Origin of the sequence: Brevundimonas sp. UBA2503, from assembly GCF_002341485.1 — a bacterium.
GTDB classification, from domain to species: Bacteria; Pseudomonadota; Alphaproteobacteria; order Caulobacterales; family Caulobacteraceae; genus Brevundimonas; species Brevundimonas halotolerans.
Genome location: NZ_DDOD01000016.1, coordinates 64,882 through 79,314, shown reverse-complemented (window position 1 = coordinate 79,314; position 14,433 = coordinate 64,882). Strand labels below are relative to the sequence as shown.

16 protein-coding genes and 1 tRNA gene are annotated in these 14,433 nt (G+C 68.0%); 8 read left to right on the top strand and 9 right to left on the bottom strand.

Annotated elements, in window-relative coordinates; genetic code table 11:
• Positions 1–806 precede the first annotated feature (806 nt).
• The 8 genes from B4K74_RS07920 to flgF all read right to left on the bottom strand — a co-directional run bounded on the left by B4K74_RS07920 (position 807) and on the right by flgF (position 7,397).
• Entirely contained in the window at positions 807–2,627 is a 1,821-nt protein-coding gene (locus B4K74_RS07920) for a DUF885 domain-containing protein (RefSeq protein WP_286692482.1), read from the bottom strand.
• A 65-nt stretch (positions 2,628–2,692) separates the two neighbouring features.
• A complete protein-coding gene (locus B4K74_RS07915) occupies positions 2,693–3,202 on the bottom strand; it encodes a hypothetical protein (RefSeq protein ID WP_286692481.1) in 510 nt (169 codons plus the stop codon).
• Between the two features lie 22 nt (positions 3,203–3,224).
• Complete coding sequence (locus tag B4K74_RS07910; protein WP_123287346.1) at positions 3,225–3,656, bottom strand: hypothetical protein; 432 nt, start codon at positions 3,654–3,656, stop codon at positions 3,225–3,227.
• A 31-nt stretch (positions 3,657–3,687) separates the two neighbouring features.
• A complete protein-coding gene (locus B4K74_RS07905) occupies positions 3,688–4,194 on the bottom strand; it encodes a hypothetical protein (RefSeq protein ID WP_286692480.1) in 507 nt (168 codons plus the stop codon).
• Positions 4,195–4,305: 111 nt separating this feature from the next.
• Entirely contained in the window at positions 4,306–5,031 is a 726-nt protein-coding gene (gene flgH, locus B4K74_RS07900) for a flagellar basal body L-ring protein FlgH (RefSeq protein WP_286692479.1), read from the bottom strand.
• Between the two features lie 23 nt (positions 5,032–5,054).
• Positions 5,055–5,825 carry a flagellar basal body P-ring formation chaperone FlgA gene (gene flgA, locus B4K74_RS07895; RefSeq protein WP_286692478.1) on the bottom strand — a complete coding sequence of 257 codons (771 nt, stop codon included), beginning with the start codon at positions 5,823–5,825 and terminating at the stop codon, positions 5,055–5,057.
• Positions 5,825–6,613: a flagellar basal-body rod protein FlgG gene (flgG, locus tag B4K74_RS07890; RefSeq protein ID WP_286692477.1), complete on the bottom strand. Its 789-nt coding sequence runs from the start codon at positions 6,611–6,613 to the stop codon at positions 5,825–5,827. The genes flgA and flgG overlap by 1 nt, the downstream gene beginning before the upstream one ends.
• A gap of 46 nt (positions 6,614–6,659) precedes the next feature.
• Positions 6,660–7,397: a flagellar basal-body rod protein FlgF gene (gene flgF / locus B4K74_RS07885; RefSeq protein WP_286692476.1), complete on the bottom strand. Its 738-nt coding sequence runs from the start codon at positions 7,395–7,397 to the stop codon at positions 6,660–6,662.
• 173 nt (positions 7,398–7,570) lie between these two features.
• Between flgF and B4K74_RS07880 the strand changes: the two genes are divergently transcribed.
• The 7 genes from B4K74_RS07880 (at position 7,571) to B4K74_RS07850 (ending at position 12,612) form a co-directional block, all read left to right on the top strand.
• Positions 7,571–8,221, top strand: a complete 651-nt coding sequence (locus tag B4K74_RS07880; protein ID WP_286692475.1) for a flagellar basal body-associated FliL family protein — start codon at positions 7,571–7,573, stop codon at positions 8,219–8,221.
• Position 8,222: 1 nt separating this feature from the next.
• On the top strand, positions 8,223–9,293 hold the full coding sequence (gene fliM, locus B4K74_RS07875) for a flagellar motor switch protein FliM (protein WP_123287332.1): 1,071 nt from the start codon (positions 8,223–8,225) through the stop codon (positions 9,291–9,293).
• Positions 9,290–9,808 (top strand): DUF6468 domain-containing protein, encoded by a 519-nt coding sequence (locus tag B4K74_RS07870; RefSeq protein WP_286692474.1) that lies wholly within the window; start codon positions 9,290–9,292, stop codon positions 9,806–9,808. The genes fliM and B4K74_RS07870 overlap by 4 nt, the downstream gene beginning before the upstream one ends.
• Before the next feature lie 32 nt (positions 9,809–9,840).
• Positions 9,841–10,701, top strand: a complete 861-nt coding sequence (locus B4K74_RS07865; RefSeq protein WP_286692473.1) for a MotE family protein — start codon at positions 9,841–9,843, stop codon at positions 10,699–10,701.
• A 72-nt stretch (positions 10,702–10,773) separates the two neighbouring features.
• Positions 10,774–11,016 carry a DUF3297 family protein gene (locus tag B4K74_RS07860; protein WP_286692472.1) on the top strand — a complete coding sequence of 81 codons (243 nt, stop codon included), beginning with the start codon at positions 10,774–10,776 and terminating at the stop codon, positions 11,014–11,016.
• Between the two features lie 75 nt (positions 11,017–11,091).
• Positions 11,092–12,519: a M20/M25/M40 family metallo-hydrolase gene (locus B4K74_RS07855; RefSeq protein ID WP_286692471.1), complete on the top strand. Its 1,428-nt coding sequence runs from the start codon at positions 11,092–11,094 to the stop codon at positions 12,517–12,519.
• Between the two features lie 8 nt (positions 12,520–12,527).
• Positions 12,528–12,612, top strand: a tRNA-Leu gene (locus B4K74_RS07850).
• A gap of 4 nt (positions 12,613–12,616) precedes the next feature.
• Here the strand turns inward: B4K74_RS07850 and B4K74_RS07845 are convergent.
• Entirely contained in the window at positions 12,617–12,799 is a 183-nt protein-coding gene (locus B4K74_RS07845; RefSeq protein WP_286692470.1) for a DUF3606 domain-containing protein, read from the bottom strand.
• Between the two features lie 152 nt (positions 12,800–12,951).
• Here B4K74_RS07845 and pyk point away from each other — a divergent pair, with 152 nt between their 5' ends.
• Positions 12,952–14,388: a pyruvate kinase gene (pyk, locus tag B4K74_RS07840; RefSeq protein ID WP_286692469.1), complete on the top strand. Its 1,437-nt coding sequence runs from the start codon at positions 12,952–12,954 to the stop codon at positions 14,386–14,388.
• Positions 14,389–14,433 lie beyond the last annotated feature (45 nt).

Genomic DNA, 14,433 nt, shown 5'->3' with positions numbered 1-14,433 from the left:
CTTCTCCCACGAGGGGAGAAGGCCATGGCTGGACGCCTCTCGCCGGGGGGCAGAGGTGGAGGGCAGGCGGAGCGCCGGGCCTTCGCCCGGATGAGTTAGAGTTTACCGTTTCGACGAAGAGCGACGCTCCGCGCGGTGGTTTTCCGGAAGCTTGCGTCGGGTGGCCGTGTTCGGGCCTTACCGCAGCGCCCCCGGCGGGCGGGGATGTCCTGCGACACCTCCCGGAACGGTCGAGTATCCCCCTCGACCCAATGTTTTTGGGGCCTACCGTTCGCGCCGCGGGCGCTCACTGCTTGAGGCCCGAAGTTTGATCGGCGGTGTCCCAACAACCCCGCTCCATCCGCTCCCGCCGCTCACAAGGTCGCAGGCCTTACGAGCCCTCCGTGCGACGGGACACTCTGAGGGTTGCATACGGCTGGACCTGGTCGGGAAGAACGGTCCGGGAAACGGTGGGGGCGTTGAAAGGGCGGGGGAATTCGGGGGCGACTATCATAACTGAGGCGCTCAACCCATCATCATTGTCCCTTCTCCCGATGGGAGAAGGTGTCGCGCGAGCGACGGATGAGGGGCGACGGTGTCAGTCGGCGCAAGCCGTGGCAGGACCGGTGCGACGGCTCACGCCGAAGGATGCGGTTAGCCCCTCACCCCCAACCCCCTCTCCCGCCGGGAGAGGGGGCTTAAGGGAGGGGTTCATCACAGCGAACACAACGAGGGCACGAAGAGCACAGCGGGGGCAGCGCGCTCGACCCCGCTGTGTCCTCTGTGAAATCGCCGTGGTCGCTGTGATGAACCCGCTTCGCAGACGACTACTGCTTCGCCCGCTGTTCCTCGATCCAGCGGTCCATGTGGGCGTCGAGCAGGGCGAGGGGCAGGGGGCCGGGGACCAGCAGGGCGTCGTGGAAGGCGCGGACGTCGAAGTCTTCGCCCAGGGCCGCCTCGGCGCGGGTGCGGATCTGGCGCAGGCGGATCTCGCCGATCTTGTAGGCCGTGGCCTGACCGGGCCAGCCGACATAGCGCTGCAGTTCGGTCTCGATATTGTGGGGGGCGAGCGCCGAGTTGTCAGTGAAACAGGTGCGGGCCTGTTCGACGGACCAGCCCATCCAGTGCATGCCGGTGTCGGCGACGAGGCGGCAGGCGCGCCACATCTCATAGCTGAGGCGGCCGAAGCGTTCGTAGGGGGTGCGGTAAAAGCCCATCTCCTCGCCAAGGAATTCGGCATAGAGGCCCCAGCCCTCGGTGAAGGCGGTGACATTGGCGTCGCGGCGGAAATAGGGCTGGTCGGCGGCTTCCTGCTGCAGGGCGATCTGCAGATGGTGGCCGGGCACGGCCTCGTGCAGCGTCAGGGCCGGGAGTTCGTAGAGCGGGCGCTGGTCGAGGCGTGAGGTGTTCACCATATAGCCGCCCGCGATGCCGTTCCGCATCGAGCCGGAGAAGTAGCGGCCGGTGGTGTAGTTGGCCTCGATCTCGGCGGGCACGGGACGGACGCCGTAAGGCAGGCGGGGCAGGGTGCCGAACAGGGCGGGTAGGCCGTCATCGGCGCGCTTGGACATTTCCGACGCCTTTTCCAGCAGCTCCTCGCGGGTGGAGGCGTAGAACTGCGGGTCGGTGCGCAGGAAGGTCAGGAAGCCGGGGAAGTCGCCGGTCCAGCCGGCGGCGCGCATCTCGATCTCCATGCGGGCCCGGATGCGGGCAACCTCGTCGAGACCGATCTGGTGGACCTGGTCGGGGGTCAGGTCGGTGGTGGTGTAGCCACGCACCAGCCAGGCATAGATGTCACGGCCGCCGGGGCGGTGAACCAGACCGGGGGTCTCCGGCGCGACCGGCAGATAGTCGTCCTTGAGGAAGTCCCGCCAGGCGCGGCGGCGCGGCTGGATGTGGTCGCGGACGATGGATTCGGCCCGGGCCTGATACGCGCGGCGCTCGCCCTCGGGGATCGAGGCCGGAAGGTTGGCGGTGGGGCGCAGAAGCGGGTCGGTGGCAGCGGTCAGGGCGGCGTCGGTCTCGGCCAGCAGCAGGGCGCTTTCGACCACCGAGCGCGACTGGAGCAGGCCGGTGTCGAGGCCTCGGCGGGCATTGGCGAGGGTCGCGTCAAACAGGGGGCCCATGTTTTCCAGCCGGGTCAGCCAGGCCTCGACATCGTCGCGGTCGGTCAGGCGGGCCGAGCCGGCGATATAGGCCGCCGACTGGCCAAAGCCGCCTTCGGAGTTGAAGGCCATGCGCGAGACGTCGAGGTCGATGCCCTCGATGGCGCGGGTGATCAGCCAGGTGGCAAAGGCGTGGTTCTGGGCCTCGGCCGGGCTGAGGGCCGTGACGTCGATGGCGGCCAGCCGGTCGGACAGGGCGACAAGCTCAGGCCTGCGGGCCAGCTCGCCTTCACGCGAGAGGTCGGGTAGGCGGGATTTCGCGGCCTCGTCGCCTTCCTGTGAGGCGCCGAAGGGGTCGTGCCGTTTGAGGAAGGCCTCATAGTCTGTGATGACGGCGGCCAGAGCTTCACCGGAAGACTGGGCCTGGCTGGCGGTAGGGGCTGTGACGGCGGCGGGGGAGGCCGGGTCGGCTGCGGGTGTCGCGCAGGCGGAGACGCCGATCATGAGCGCTGCGAGCGCCGTGGCCAGAACCGGTCTGTTCATTGGTCATTCCCCCAGAAGTCGAGCGGGCAGTCGAGACGAGGGGGACCGTCCCGTCAAGCGGAGGCTCAGCCGCAGTAGGCGAAGAAGCGCTCTATGCCGTCGGTGGAGGTCGGGTGGGCCACCATCAGGGCCCGGCCCTCGGCGTCGTGAAGGCCCAGCCAGCCCAGCCTGCGAAACCGCTGGAACACCGGGGGCGTGGTCGGGGCCTCGGCCAGGACCTCGCCGTGCTCGAACAGCTCGGAAGGCTCGATGCGCCCGGTGAAGCGCTCGGTCTCGCCGCCGGATTCGAGGTAGATGACGGGCTGGCCATCGGCATCGGCGGGACGGAACAGGTCGAGGCGGCCGCTGTCCTTGTTACAGGCGAGGGACAGCCAGACGTCGTCGCTCTCGGCCCGGCCATAGGCGAGGGAGGCCTGATCGTCCTCGACGTAGAAGGCCCAGTCGTGATCGGCGATCGGCTGGGGTGCGGAATCCGGGGTATCGGTCGGGCTGAGGGCTGTGGGCGCGGGGTCCATCGACGCGCAGGCGCCCAGCGTCAGAAGCGCGACGAGGAGCGGCAGTGAGGTGGCGCGCATGATGTCCCCCGAGCCGTCGGGCTCAACCCGCACAGATTTCCGTGAAACGGCGCAGCTTTGCAAGGTGGGGGCGCGAGAAGGTGATCGTACGCGTCTGGTCGCCGGCCACCACTTCCAGCGATCCGGTCGCCGTGAAGTTGGCGATGGCTGGATGATCGGTGCGCAGGGTCAGGGAGAAGGGATCGGAGCCCTCGCCCGCCGCCATCTGGGCCGTGCCGCTGGCGTCGCCGGAGCGGAAGTTGGCGAACCCTGCACGGGCCGGCAAGTCATAGAAGCTGACCACGACCCGGCCCGAGCCGGGGGCGCAGGCGAGGGTGGTGGTCAGGCGATCAGTGTCGGGGATTTCACGGGCGAGGACGGTCTCGCGCGTGTCCTCGTAAAGGGACCAGACCCAGCCGTCGGCCTGGGCCAGACCAGTATGCAGGGCCAGTATCGCAGCCAGCGTAATCATCATGGTTTCCCTCTCCCGAACGGAGAAGAGATGATCAGGCCGGGGCCGTTCCGCAAGAGGCGAAGAAGGCCTTCACGGCTTCCTGATCGGCTTCGGGCGAACCGATAGCAACCTTCCCCTGATCGCTGACGACGGTCATTTTGCCGGTCGCGGCGAGGTCGGCGAGCGCGGCATCGTTCCGGGCGATCTCGGATTCGTGCAGGACGCCGCCGGTCATGGGGTCCTGATAAGAGGTCTGGCCGGTGGCCGTATCAGCCTCGGCGCGGACCGAGCCGAGCGTCGACACCTTGTCCTCGCCGGGCGTGCACATCAGCATCAGCACCAGCTGGTCGGAGTTGGCGACGCCATAGGCCAGTTTGGCGGTGTCGCCCTCGGTGTGGAAATGCCAGTCCATCGCGGGCGTCGCAGGCGCGGCTTCGACCGGAGCCTCAGCCACGAGCATGATCGGAGCCGCAGCAACGCCGTCTTCGGCGGTGTAGCTCTGGGCAGCGTGGGCGACCAGGCCCAGTGCGGCGACGGCGGGGATCAGAATCTTGAACATGCGAACACCTCTGTTGCGAGGAGAACGCCGTCGTCCGTTAACGGTTCACGGCCAAGCTTCGACCCCCGGCAGAAATTGCCGGGGGTGAGCTTTGGGGTGTGGGGGCGGGGCTCAGAAGGGGCTGAAGCGCTCGACCAGGGACTGAGCCGCGGGTGTGGCCTGCATGCGGCTGATGTCGCCACGGCCGCCGTAGGAAATGCGGGCCTCGGCGATCTGGGTGTGGTCTATGCTGTTGGCCGAGGAGATGTCCTGTGGCCGGACGATGCCGGCGATGGTCAGCTCGCGCACCTCGCGGTTGGTGCGGACCTCCTGACGACCCTGAATGATCAGATTGCCGTTGGGCAGGACATCGGTGACGACGGCTGCGATGGTCAGGTTGACCCGCTCGGAACGGTTGACGCTGCCGGATCCGGAGGCATTGGCCTGACCCTGGACGCCGACCATGTTGGCGGGGTCGAAGCCGCCCGGGAAGGCCTGGCCGAGGCTGCTCTCCAGCCCGAAGAAGTTGGTCACCCCGCCCGAGGCGTCATTGGTGCGGGCGCGCTGGGTCGAGTTCTGGGTCTGGGCGCTGTCATCGATGTCGATGCGGACGGTGACGATGTCGCCGACATAGCGGGCGCGCTGGTCACCGAAGAAGGTGCGGGCCCCGGTACGCCACAGGCTGTTGGCGCTGGCGGGGCGGGATTCCGGGGCCGGCAGATACTGCTGCTGCACCGGAACGAGGGCCGCCGGATAGCCGATCGGGGCCAGTTCAGGGCCGCGCACCGCCTCGATCGCGGTCGAGCAGGCGCCCACCGACAGGGCAGAGAGGGCGGTCAGGGTCAGGACGATACGCATGGGAATCCTCTCAGCGGGACGGATCAGCGGGATTGGGCGCGGAAGGTACGGGCGGCGGGGCCGACCATGGCCTGACCGGGGGCGGTGGCGATGGCCTCGATGGTCCGGCCGGACTGCAGGTTCAGGATGGGCACGGGCTCGCCGATGGCGGCATCGCGGGTGGCCCGGCCGGTGATGGTCAGGGTCAGGCCCTGATCGACATAGGCGACCTGGACCATGTCGTTGCGGGCGATGACCTGGGGCTGGGCGAGGTCGCGGCCCAACACGGGGGTGCCGGAACGCAGGGCCCGACGCGCGGACAGGCCGATGACCTCCTCGGCGTCAGCAGGACCGCCGACGGGGGCGCGGTGGGCCTGAACCTCGGTCCAGGCGAGGTCCTCGGGGCGGATGAGGTCGCCAGCGGCGAGGCTGCGGGTCCAGGTCAGGACCTCGATGGTCTCGCCCGGGCGGGCCGCGGCAGAGGTCGCGGACGTGGCGGAGGGGGCGGCGCTGCCCTGACGGACCACCACACGGCGCAGGCCGCGCGGGTTTGCCCAGACCAGACCGGCCTGATGGGCGCGGGCCTGGACCATGCCGGCGTCGAGCACGACCGTCGGGCCAGCGCGGCGGGCGATGACGATATCGGCAGCGGCACCGGCGCCCTCGAACAGTTCGCCGAGCGTGACCTGACCGTCGTCGTCGACCGGATTGTCGCGCAGGGTGACCGGCGCCGAGGCCAGCGCCGCCGAAGCGGCAAAGGCAAGGCAGACGCCGAGCGCGAGGCGGCGGATGAGGCGAGAGGCGAGGCGAGCCATCAGCCCTTCACCTGGGCCGAGACCGACATCATTTCGTCGGCGGTCGAGATGACCTTGGAGTTCATTTCATAGGCGCGCTGGGCGATGATCAGGGCGCTGATCTCGGAGACGGCGTCGACGTTCGAGGCCTCGGTATAGCCCTGCAGCAGCTGGCCGAAGCCGGGCTCGCCCGGGGCGCCCGGGGTGGCGGGGCCGGAAGCGGCGGTTTCGAGCATCAGGTTGTCGCCGATGGCCTCGAGGCCCGCTTCATTGAAGAAGGTGGCGATCTCGATCTGGCCGACGACGGTCGGTTCGGTCTGGCCGGCCTGGATGATCTGGACCTCGCCCGCCTTGGAGATGAAGACGTCGATGGCGTCCTGCGGGATGCTGATCGCGGGCTCGACGGGATAGCCATCGTCGGTGACGACCTGGCCCTCGCCATTGACCGAGAAGTTGCCGGCGCGGGTGTAGGCGGTCTCGCCCGAGGGCAGGGTGATCTGGAAATAGCCCTTGCCGTCGATGGCCAGGTCCAGCCGGTTTCCGGTCTGGGTGGGGGTGCCCTGTTCGGTGATGCGGTAGACGCTGCCGGCCTTCACACCGGCACCGATCTGGATGCCGGTCGGGACCACCGTGCCCTGGGCCGAGGAGCTGCCGCCCATGCGTTCGACGTTCTGGTACAGCAGGTCCTGGAACTCGGCCCGCTGACGCTTGAAGCCGACCGTGTTCATGTTGGCGATGTTGTTGGAGATGACCTCGACGTTCAGCTGCTGGGCTGACATGCCGGAGGCGGCGGTGCGTAGCGCTCTCATGGGATTGCTCTCCTTGAGGGGGAAGGGGGAAGGGGACGGGTCGGCATCAGCCCACGCGCCCCAGCCGCTCGACGGACTTGCGGCTCAGTTCGTTGCTCTGTTCGATCATTTTCGAGATGCGCTCATAGCTGCGGCTGATCTCGATCAGATTGGTGATTTCGAGGATGGGATTGACGTTGGAGCCCTCCAGCATCCCCTGATGGATGCGGGCGTCGGGGGCGTCCATCGGCTGGGCATTCGAGGTGTTGCGGTACAGGCCGTCGCCGGCCTTTTCGAGCACTGACAGGGTGTCGAAGCGCACGACGGTCAGGCGTCCGACGATCTGGCCGTCCTGACTGATGGTGCCGTCACCGGCCACCTGGGGGGCACCGCGTGCCGGGTCGAGCAGGATCTCGCCGCCGTCGCCGAGCACCGGCAGTCCGGCGGCGGTGACCAGCAGGCCCTCGGGGCTGATGGTGAAGGCGCCGTCGCGGGTATAGGCCTCGGCGTCGCCGTCCTGGACGGTGAAGAAGGCGCCGTCGCCCTCGATGGCGAAGTCGAGAGTGCGACCGGTCTGCGAAAGGGCGCCCTGGCCGTAATCGCGACCCACGCCCCGGTCCAGAACAAAGCTGACCCCCGGGCGGACGGCGTCATTGCGGGCCCCCTGGCCGACCTCGGTGCCGACCATCAGCTGCTCGACCTTGAAGCCGGTGGTGTTCGCATTGGCGATGTTGTTGGCCACGATGTCGAGCTCGCGGCGCAGCGTCATCTGGCGAGACAATCCGATGTAGGCGACGTTTTCCAAGGCGGAACTCCTTCGACCGGGGTGTCGCAAGGGCTGTGCCAATATAGTTAACGCATTAAAATCAATATGATAACGAATTGAACGCGTCGGGCACCCGGCAGGAAATGCCGGTTCTAAACGCCCCGTTAACCAAAACCCGCTTCTTTAGGCCGGTCAGAGTGGGGCCATAGCGCATGCTGAAATTTGGCAAGAAGAAACAGGCCGAGGGGACGGACGTCGCCGTGGCCGAAGGCGCCGGCGAAGGTGGCGACGGCGAGGGCGCAGCGCCCGCCAAGAAGAAATTGCCGCTGCTTTTCATCATCATTCCCGTCGCTCTGCTGGTGCTGGGGGGCGGGGGCGCGGGCGCCTTCTTCATGCTGTCGCCCAAACCTGCGGCAGCCGATGGCGCCGAGGGACACGAGGCGCCCAAGGACGACGGCCACGGCGACACGAAGAAGGCCGACAAGGGCGGCGGCCACGGCGGCAAGGGGGGCGAAGAGCTGGACCCGGCGCTGGGCAAGATCACCGAAGGGCCTGATGGGGTGACCTTCTACACCCTGCCGGACATGGTGGTGAACATTCAGACCGCCGACGGTCGGCCCGCCTATCTGAAGCTGCGGCTGACGCTGGAGCTGGAGGATGCCCACCTGGCCGATCAGCTGATGGCCGAGATGCCGCGCCTGCAGGACATGTTCCAGGGGTTCCTGCGCGAACTGCGCACCGAGGATCTGAACGGCTCGGCCGGCAATTTCCAGCTGCGCGCGGAAATCCTGCGTCGGGTCAATCTGATCCTGGCGCCCGGGAAGGCGGAAGCCGTGCTGATCGAAGAAATGCTGGTGAACTAGGATGGCCGAGGCCGCGCTCGCCGATACCGAGGACGATCCGTTCGGCGGCACCGAATCCGGTGACGGTCGTGCCGGCCTGATGCCCGAACGGGTCCTGAATCAGGAAGAGATCGACAGCCTGCTCGGCTTTGACATGAGCGGCGACGACGAGGAGCGCTCGGGCATCCGGGCGATCATCAACTCGGCGCTGGTCAGCTATGAGCGCCTGCCGATGCTCGAGATCGTCTTTGACCGCCTGGTGCGGTTGATGACGACCTCGCTGCGCAACTTCACCAGCGACAACGTCGAAGTCAGCCTCGACAACATCTCGTCGATCCGGTTCGGCGACTATCTGAACTCGATCCCGCTGCCGGCGATCCTGGCCGTGTTTCGGGCCGAGGAGCTGGACAACTATGGCCTGCTGACGGTCGATTCGAACCTGATCTATTCGATCGTCGATGTGCTGCTGGGCGGGCGGCGCGGCACGGCGGCGCTCAGGATCGAAGGGCGGCCCTATACGACCATCGAGCGGGTGCTGGTGCAGCGCATGGTCGAGGTGGTGCTGAACGATGCCAAGGCGGCATTCGAGCCGCTGACGCCGGTGCATTTCAACCTCGACCGTCTGGAGACCAATCCGCGCTTTGCGGCCATCGCCCGACCGGCCAATGCGGCCATTCTGGTCAAGCTGCGCATCGATATGGAGGACCGCGGCGGGCGCATCGAGCTGTTGCTGCCGTACGGCACGCTGGAGCCGATCCGCAAGATGCTGCTGCAGCAGTTCATGGGCGAGAAGTTCGGCCGCGACAACATCTGGGAAGGCCACCTTGCGACCGAGCTGTGGACCACGGGCACCGAGGTGCGGGCTGTTCTGGACGAGCAGCAGGTGCCCCTGTCGCGGGTGCTGAACCTCAAGGTTGGCGACACCCTGATGCTGAATGCGACGCCCAATTCCGAAATCTCGATCCGCAGCGGCACCATCCCGCTGACGACGGGGCGGATGGGCCGCAAGGGACAGAATATCGCCGTGCGCGTCGAGGCGCCGGTGCGGGCGGAGATCGCCGAGCGGCTGACCAAACACAGGGATCTGTCATGATCGGAACGGTTCTGGATGCCATACTGATGCTGCTGCTGGTCAGCGCCATCGCCTATGGCGTGCGACTGGATCGTCGTCTGAAGGCGGTCCGCGAGGGTCAGGCGGCGTTCGCCGGGGCGATTGCGGAGCTGAACAGCGCGGCCGGGCGGGCTGAGTCAGCGCTGAAGACCCTGCGCGAAGCCGGTCAGGAAACCGATCTGCTGCACGACCGTATCGTCAAGGCTCGGGCCCTGAAGCAGGAACTGGAAGGTCTGCTGGCGCGCGAGGGGCGCGAGGTCCGGGCGGCGGTTGCTGCGGCGCCTGCGCCCGAGCCGAGGCTGAAGATGGCGCCGGGCGCCGATCCCGCGACCGACCTTTACGGCAAGCTGGAGAGCCTGGCCGTCGCCCCGGATGTGCCAGGAGAGGCGGCGGAACGCTTTGCCCCCGTGCTGCAGGCGCTGGCCGCTAACCACGCTGCGAAACAAAGCCTGAACCGCGCGCGGCGCAGTCTGGATGAAGACCTGTTTGCTGCCTGACCCCCTCCTTTCGCGCTCTCTGAAAGACCCTGATGTCCAAGCTGCCCCGCCTTCTGCCCCTCGTTGCCATCGCCATCGGCGGGGTGATTGCCGTGCGTGCAGCAGGCACCATGCCGGGCATGTTCCAGGGGGCGGTGGCCTGGGCCGAGGAAGCCGTGCCCGCCGAGGGAACGCAGAACCCCACCCCGCCGGTGACCGGGGTCTGCACCCTGACCGATGAACAGCTGGCGGATCAGGCCGGGATTTCACCGGCTGAGCTTCGCGTCATCCAGTCGCTGTCGGGCCGTCGCGTCGAGCTGGACGCCCGCGAGGAAGAGATGGCGACCATGCTGCCGCTGCTGATCGCGGCCGAGCAGAAGATCGACGCCCGTATCGCCGAGCTGAATGCCGTCAAGGGCGAGGTCGAGGGCATGCTGGGCCAGCTGGACGAGAAGGAACAGGCCGAGGTCGACCGGCTGGTGCAGGTCTATTCGGCCATGCGTCCGCGCGATGCCGCAGCGGTGTTCACGACGCTGGACGATGAGGTCCGCCTGCCGGTGGCAGCGGCCATGCGGCCCCGGGCTCTCGCAGCCATCATGGCGCAGATGCCGCCCGCCGAGGCGCGCGAGCTGACCGAGAAGCTGGCCGGGATGAACACCCGTCCGGATCTGGAAGCGCGGGCGGCCGCCGCGACGCGGGATGCGCCGACGCCCGCGACGACGCCTGCGGCCACGCCCGCCGCGACCCCGGCCACGCCCCCGGCCACGACGCGCGCACAGCCTGCCCGTCAGCCCGCCCGTTCGACCCCGCCGACGCGTCAGGCCCCGCCGCCCGCAGCGGAGACTCCCGCCCAGCGCGCACCGGCCACCGCTGATGCCCCGGCAAGGGGCCCAGCCCGTCAGACGGTGCAATAGGCGTCCCCTTGCCTTGACCGGCTGAGGCTCTAAGAGGGCGATCTTCGTTTCTCTTCCGCCCGAGGACCCGTCATGTCCGATACCCCGCCCGATCGTCTGTGCGTCGATCCCGACAGCAAATTCCACGATGAGACCGTGCTGGCGCGGGGCGTCGGCATTCGCTTCAAGGGCGAGGAAAAGACCAATGTCGAGGAATACTGCGTGTCGGAAGGCTGGGTGCGGCTGGCCGTCGGCAATCGCGTCGACCGGCGTGGCAAGGCCCTGACCGTCAAGCTGCAGGGACCGGTCGAGCCCTATTTCCAGGACGTCGAATAGCGCTTAGCCGATCAGGCTTTGCGCCCCGCCCCTGAGCCGCTAGGACTGCGGCTCCGGTATTCGGGGGAGATGACGATGCGGCTTGCAGCAACAGCTTTGGCGGGGGCGCTGGGTTTGATCGCCCTGGGCGCGGCCTCGTCCACCCAGGCCCAGAGCGCCGAGGACATCCGCATAGCCGAACAGCTGCGGGATCGCGCGCTTGAGGGCAGCGGCGCCTGGGAGATCGTCGAGGAACTGACCACACGGTTCGGACCGCGTCCGGCGGGCTCGGCCTCGGAACAGGCATCGGCGCAATGGGGCGCCGAGCTGATGACCGGCATGGGCTTTGCCAATGTCGAGATCGAATCCTTTCCGCTGAAGCTGTGGGAACGGGGCGAGACGCGGGTCGAGATCCTGACCCCCTTTCCCCAGCCGCTGGTCGCGACCGCGCTCGGTGGGACGATTTCGACCCCGCCGGGCGGGATTGAAGCCGAGGCGGTGATCTTCGAGACCTATCAGGAGCTGCTGGACCAGCCCGAGGGCTCGCTGACCGACAAGATCGTGGTGGTGCTGCAAGATACGGTGCCGGCCCAGGACGGCCGGGGCTATGGCACCAGTTCGCCCATCCGGGGGCAGGGGCCGTTCGAGGCGGCCAGCCGGGGGGCGGTCGGCTATGTGCTGCGCTCGCTGGGCACCCATGACCACCGCTTTGCCCATACGGGGGCGACCCGGGTCGGCGAGGGCCAGATCCCGGCCTTTGCCATAAGCCCGCCGGACGCCGACCAGCTGCGCCGCGCGCAACGCCTGAGCGATGAGCCGATCCGCATGCGGCTGGTGTCGGGCGCGGGCTTTGTCGCCGATAGCCATTCGCAGAATGTCGTGGCCGAGGTCGTCGGATGGGAGTTTCCCGATCAGGTGATCGTCATCGGCGGGCATCTGGACAGCTGGGACCTGGGCACAGGCGCGATCGACGACGGGGCGGGCATCGCCATCACCACGGCAGCGCTGAAACTGATCGAGGACCTGCCAGTGCAGCCGCGCCGCACCATCCGCGTGGTCTGGTGGGGATCGGAGGAGGTCAGCCAGCCGCCGCCCTCGCAGGGTCTGGCCGGCGCGCGCTTCTATGCCGACCGCCGGGCCGATGACCTGGATATGCATGTCGCCGCCAGCGAAAGCGATTTCGGCGCGGGCCGGATCTACAGCTTGGCCCTGCCGGCGGGCGCGGGTGACAGCGCGCTGCGCCGCGCGGCGATGCGGGTGCTGACCCCGCTGGGCATCCTGTTCGATGGAGCGCCTGCGACCGGGGGCGGGCCCGACACCACGCCGCTGGTGCAGGCCGGTGTGCCCGCCTTTCGCCTGAACCAGCAAGGCATGGACTATTTCGACTGGCACCATACGGCCGACGATGTGCTGGACCGGATCGATCCCGAGGCGCTGGACCAGAATGTCGCTGCCTGGGCCGCCTTCCTGTGGCTGCTGGCCAACTCGGATATCGACTTTAGAGCGTTACGGGCAGCGCAATAGGCCCTCTGGCGAGCGTGGCGAAACTGGTAGACGCAAGGGACTTAAAATCCCTCGACTTCGGTCATGCGGGTTCGACCCCCGCCGCTCGCACCATGGCTCAGCGCTTCTTGCCAAGCTCGGCGGCGATGTCCTTGACGTTGCGGCCGGCCTTGCGGTGGGCGGCGGTCAGCTGGTCGCGGGTGACGCCCCAGCGCTTCATCCAGTGTTCGACGGCCTGACGCTCGGACAGGTCCAGCCGGTCCTTGTCGATGAAGCCGCGCTTGTCCTTGAGGCCTGCCATGGTCGTCTCCTTTGCTGCGCCTGAGGTAGCGCGAAACGGGTCGGGGCGCGACTGGGGGGCGTAACTTCGTGTTTCGCGCCAAGAACCGCCCTTAACCCGACGCGGTTTCGTGGGCACAAGGGGGAAATCCCCTCCGTTCGCATGGATATTCGATGAAGAGAGCCCGACACGCCCGGATCGTCGCGACCCTGGGACCGGCCAGCCGGTCGCCCGGCATGGTCAAGACCCTGGCCCAGGCCGGGGTAGACGTATTCCGCCTGAACTTCAGCCACGGCTCGCACGACGACCATGCGGCGGCGCTGAAGGCGGTGCGTGGGGCCGAGATGGCGTTGAAGCGGCCGCTGGGCGTGCTGGCCGACCTGCAGGGGCCCAAGCTGCGGCTGGGCCGGTTCCGGGACGTCGAGATCGACATCAAACCTGGCCACAAGATGCGCTTCGACCTCGACCCCGAGCCGGGCGACGAAAAGCGGGTGCAGATGCCGCATCCGGAAATCTTCAGGGCGTTGCGCGAAGGCATGCTGCTGTTGCTGGACGACGGCCGGGTGCGGCTGCGCGTCGGCAAGCGATCGGACGACTGGGCCGATGTGACGGTCGAAAGCGGCTCGAAGCTGTCGGACCGCAAGGGGGTGGCGGTGCCGGAAGCCGTCATCCCGGTGTCGGCCCTGACGCCCAAGGACCGCGAGGATCTGGCCTTTGCCCTGCGGATCGGCGTGGACTGGGTGGCGCTCAGCTTTGTGCAGAAGGCCGAGGATATGGCCGAACTGAAGCGGCTGGTGAACGGCAAGGCGGCCTGTCTGGCAAAGATCGAAAAGCCGCAGGCGCTGAACGAGTTGGAGGCCATCCTCGACTATTCCGACGGGGTGATGGTGGCGCGCGGCGATCTGGGCGTCGAGCTGGAGCCCGAAGAGGTGCCGGTGGCGCAAAAGGCCATCATTCGCGCGGCTCGCCATCGCGGGGTGCCAGTGATCGTGGCGACCCAGATGCTGGAGTCGATGACCAGTGCCCCCGCACCGACCCGGGCCGAGGCCACCGATGTCGCCAATGCCGTCTATGAGGGGGCTGATGCCCTGATGTTGTCGGCCGAGACGGCCTCGGGCGACTATCCGGTCGAGGCGGTGACCATGATGAACCGCATCATGGAGCGGGTCGAACGCGATCCGGTCTGGCCCAGCCTGATGGATGCCGAACACGCCGGCATGGACGACATCGACGCCGATGCCCTGGTGGCCGCGGCGCGCAAAGCCGGTGAGGCCCAGTCGACCGCCTGTATCGTCGTGTTCACCACCCTGGGCGGCACGGCCCGGCGGATGGCGCGCGAGCGGCCCCTGCACACGGTGCTGGCCCTGACGCCCAACCCGGACACGGCGCGGCGGCTGGCGTTGGTCTGGGGGCTGGAGCCGCGTCTGGGCCGCCAGCCGGACTCGCTGGAACAGGTCACCGACGATGCGGTCAACGGGGCCATGGACTATGGTCTGGCCCAGCCGGGGCAGAGGATCCTGATCCTGGCCGGGACGCCGTTCGGCGCGCCGGGGGCTGCGAATCTGTTGCGGCTGGCGCATGCTCCGGCGAAGATGAAACGGCGGAAGTGATCCTCCCCTGCTGAGCGTAGCGAAACGGGGGAGGGGGACCGCGAA

Coding starts and splice junctions, on each gene's coding strand:
- flgH (WP_286692479.1), bottom strand. CDS start 5,031: ATGCGTATCGTCCTGACCCTGACCGCCCTCTCTGCCCTGTCGGTGGGC.
- B4K74_RS07855 (WP_286692471.1), top strand. CDS start 11,092: ATGCGGCTTGCAGCAACAGCTTTGGCGGGGGCGCTGGGTTTGATCGCC.
- B4K74_RS07880 (WP_286692475.1), top strand. CDS start 7,571: ATGCTGAAATTTGGCAAGAAGAAACAGGCCGAGGGGACGGACGTCGCC.
- B4K74_RS07905 (WP_286692480.1), bottom strand. CDS start 4,194: ATGTTCAAGATTCTGATCCCCGCCGTCGCCGCACTGGGCCTGGTCGCC.
- flgA (WP_286692478.1), bottom strand. CDS start 5,825: ATGGCTCGCCTCGCCTCTCGCCTCATCCGCCGCCTCGCGCTCGGCGTC.
- B4K74_RS07845 (WP_286692470.1), bottom strand. CDS start 12,799: ATGGCAGGCCTCAAGGACAAGCGCGGCTTCATCGACAAGGACCGGCTG.
- B4K74_RS07920 (WP_286692482.1), bottom strand. CDS start 2,627: ATGAACAGACCGGTTCTGGCCACGGCGCTCGCAGCGCTCATGATCGGC.
- pyk (WP_286692469.1), top strand. CDS start 12,952: ATGAAGAGAGCCCGACACGCCCGGATCGTCGCGACCCTGGGACCGGCC.
- B4K74_RS07860 (WP_286692472.1), top strand. CDS start 10,774: ATGTCCGATACCCCGCCCGATCGTCTGTGCGTCGATCCCGACAGCAAA.
- fliM (WP_123287332.1), top strand. CDS start 8,223: ATGGCCGAGGCCGCGCTCGCCGATACCGAGGACGATCCGTTCGGCGGC.
- flgG (WP_286692477.1), bottom strand. CDS start 6,613: ATGAGAGCGCTACGCACCGCCGCCTCCGGCATGTCAGCCCAGCAGCTG.
- B4K74_RS07870 (WP_286692474.1), top strand. CDS start 9,290: ATGATCGGAACGGTTCTGGATGCCATACTGATGCTGCTGCTGGTCAGC.
- B4K74_RS07865 (WP_286692473.1), top strand. CDS start 9,841: ATGTCCAAGCTGCCCCGCCTTCTGCCCCTCGTTGCCATCGCCATCGGC.
- B4K74_RS07910 (WP_123287346.1), bottom strand. CDS start 3,656: ATGATGATTACGCTGGCTGCGATACTGGCCCTGCATACTGGTCTGGCC.
- B4K74_RS07915 (WP_286692481.1), bottom strand. CDS start 3,202: ATGCGCGCCACCTCACTGCCGCTCCTCGTCGCGCTTCTGACGCTGGGC.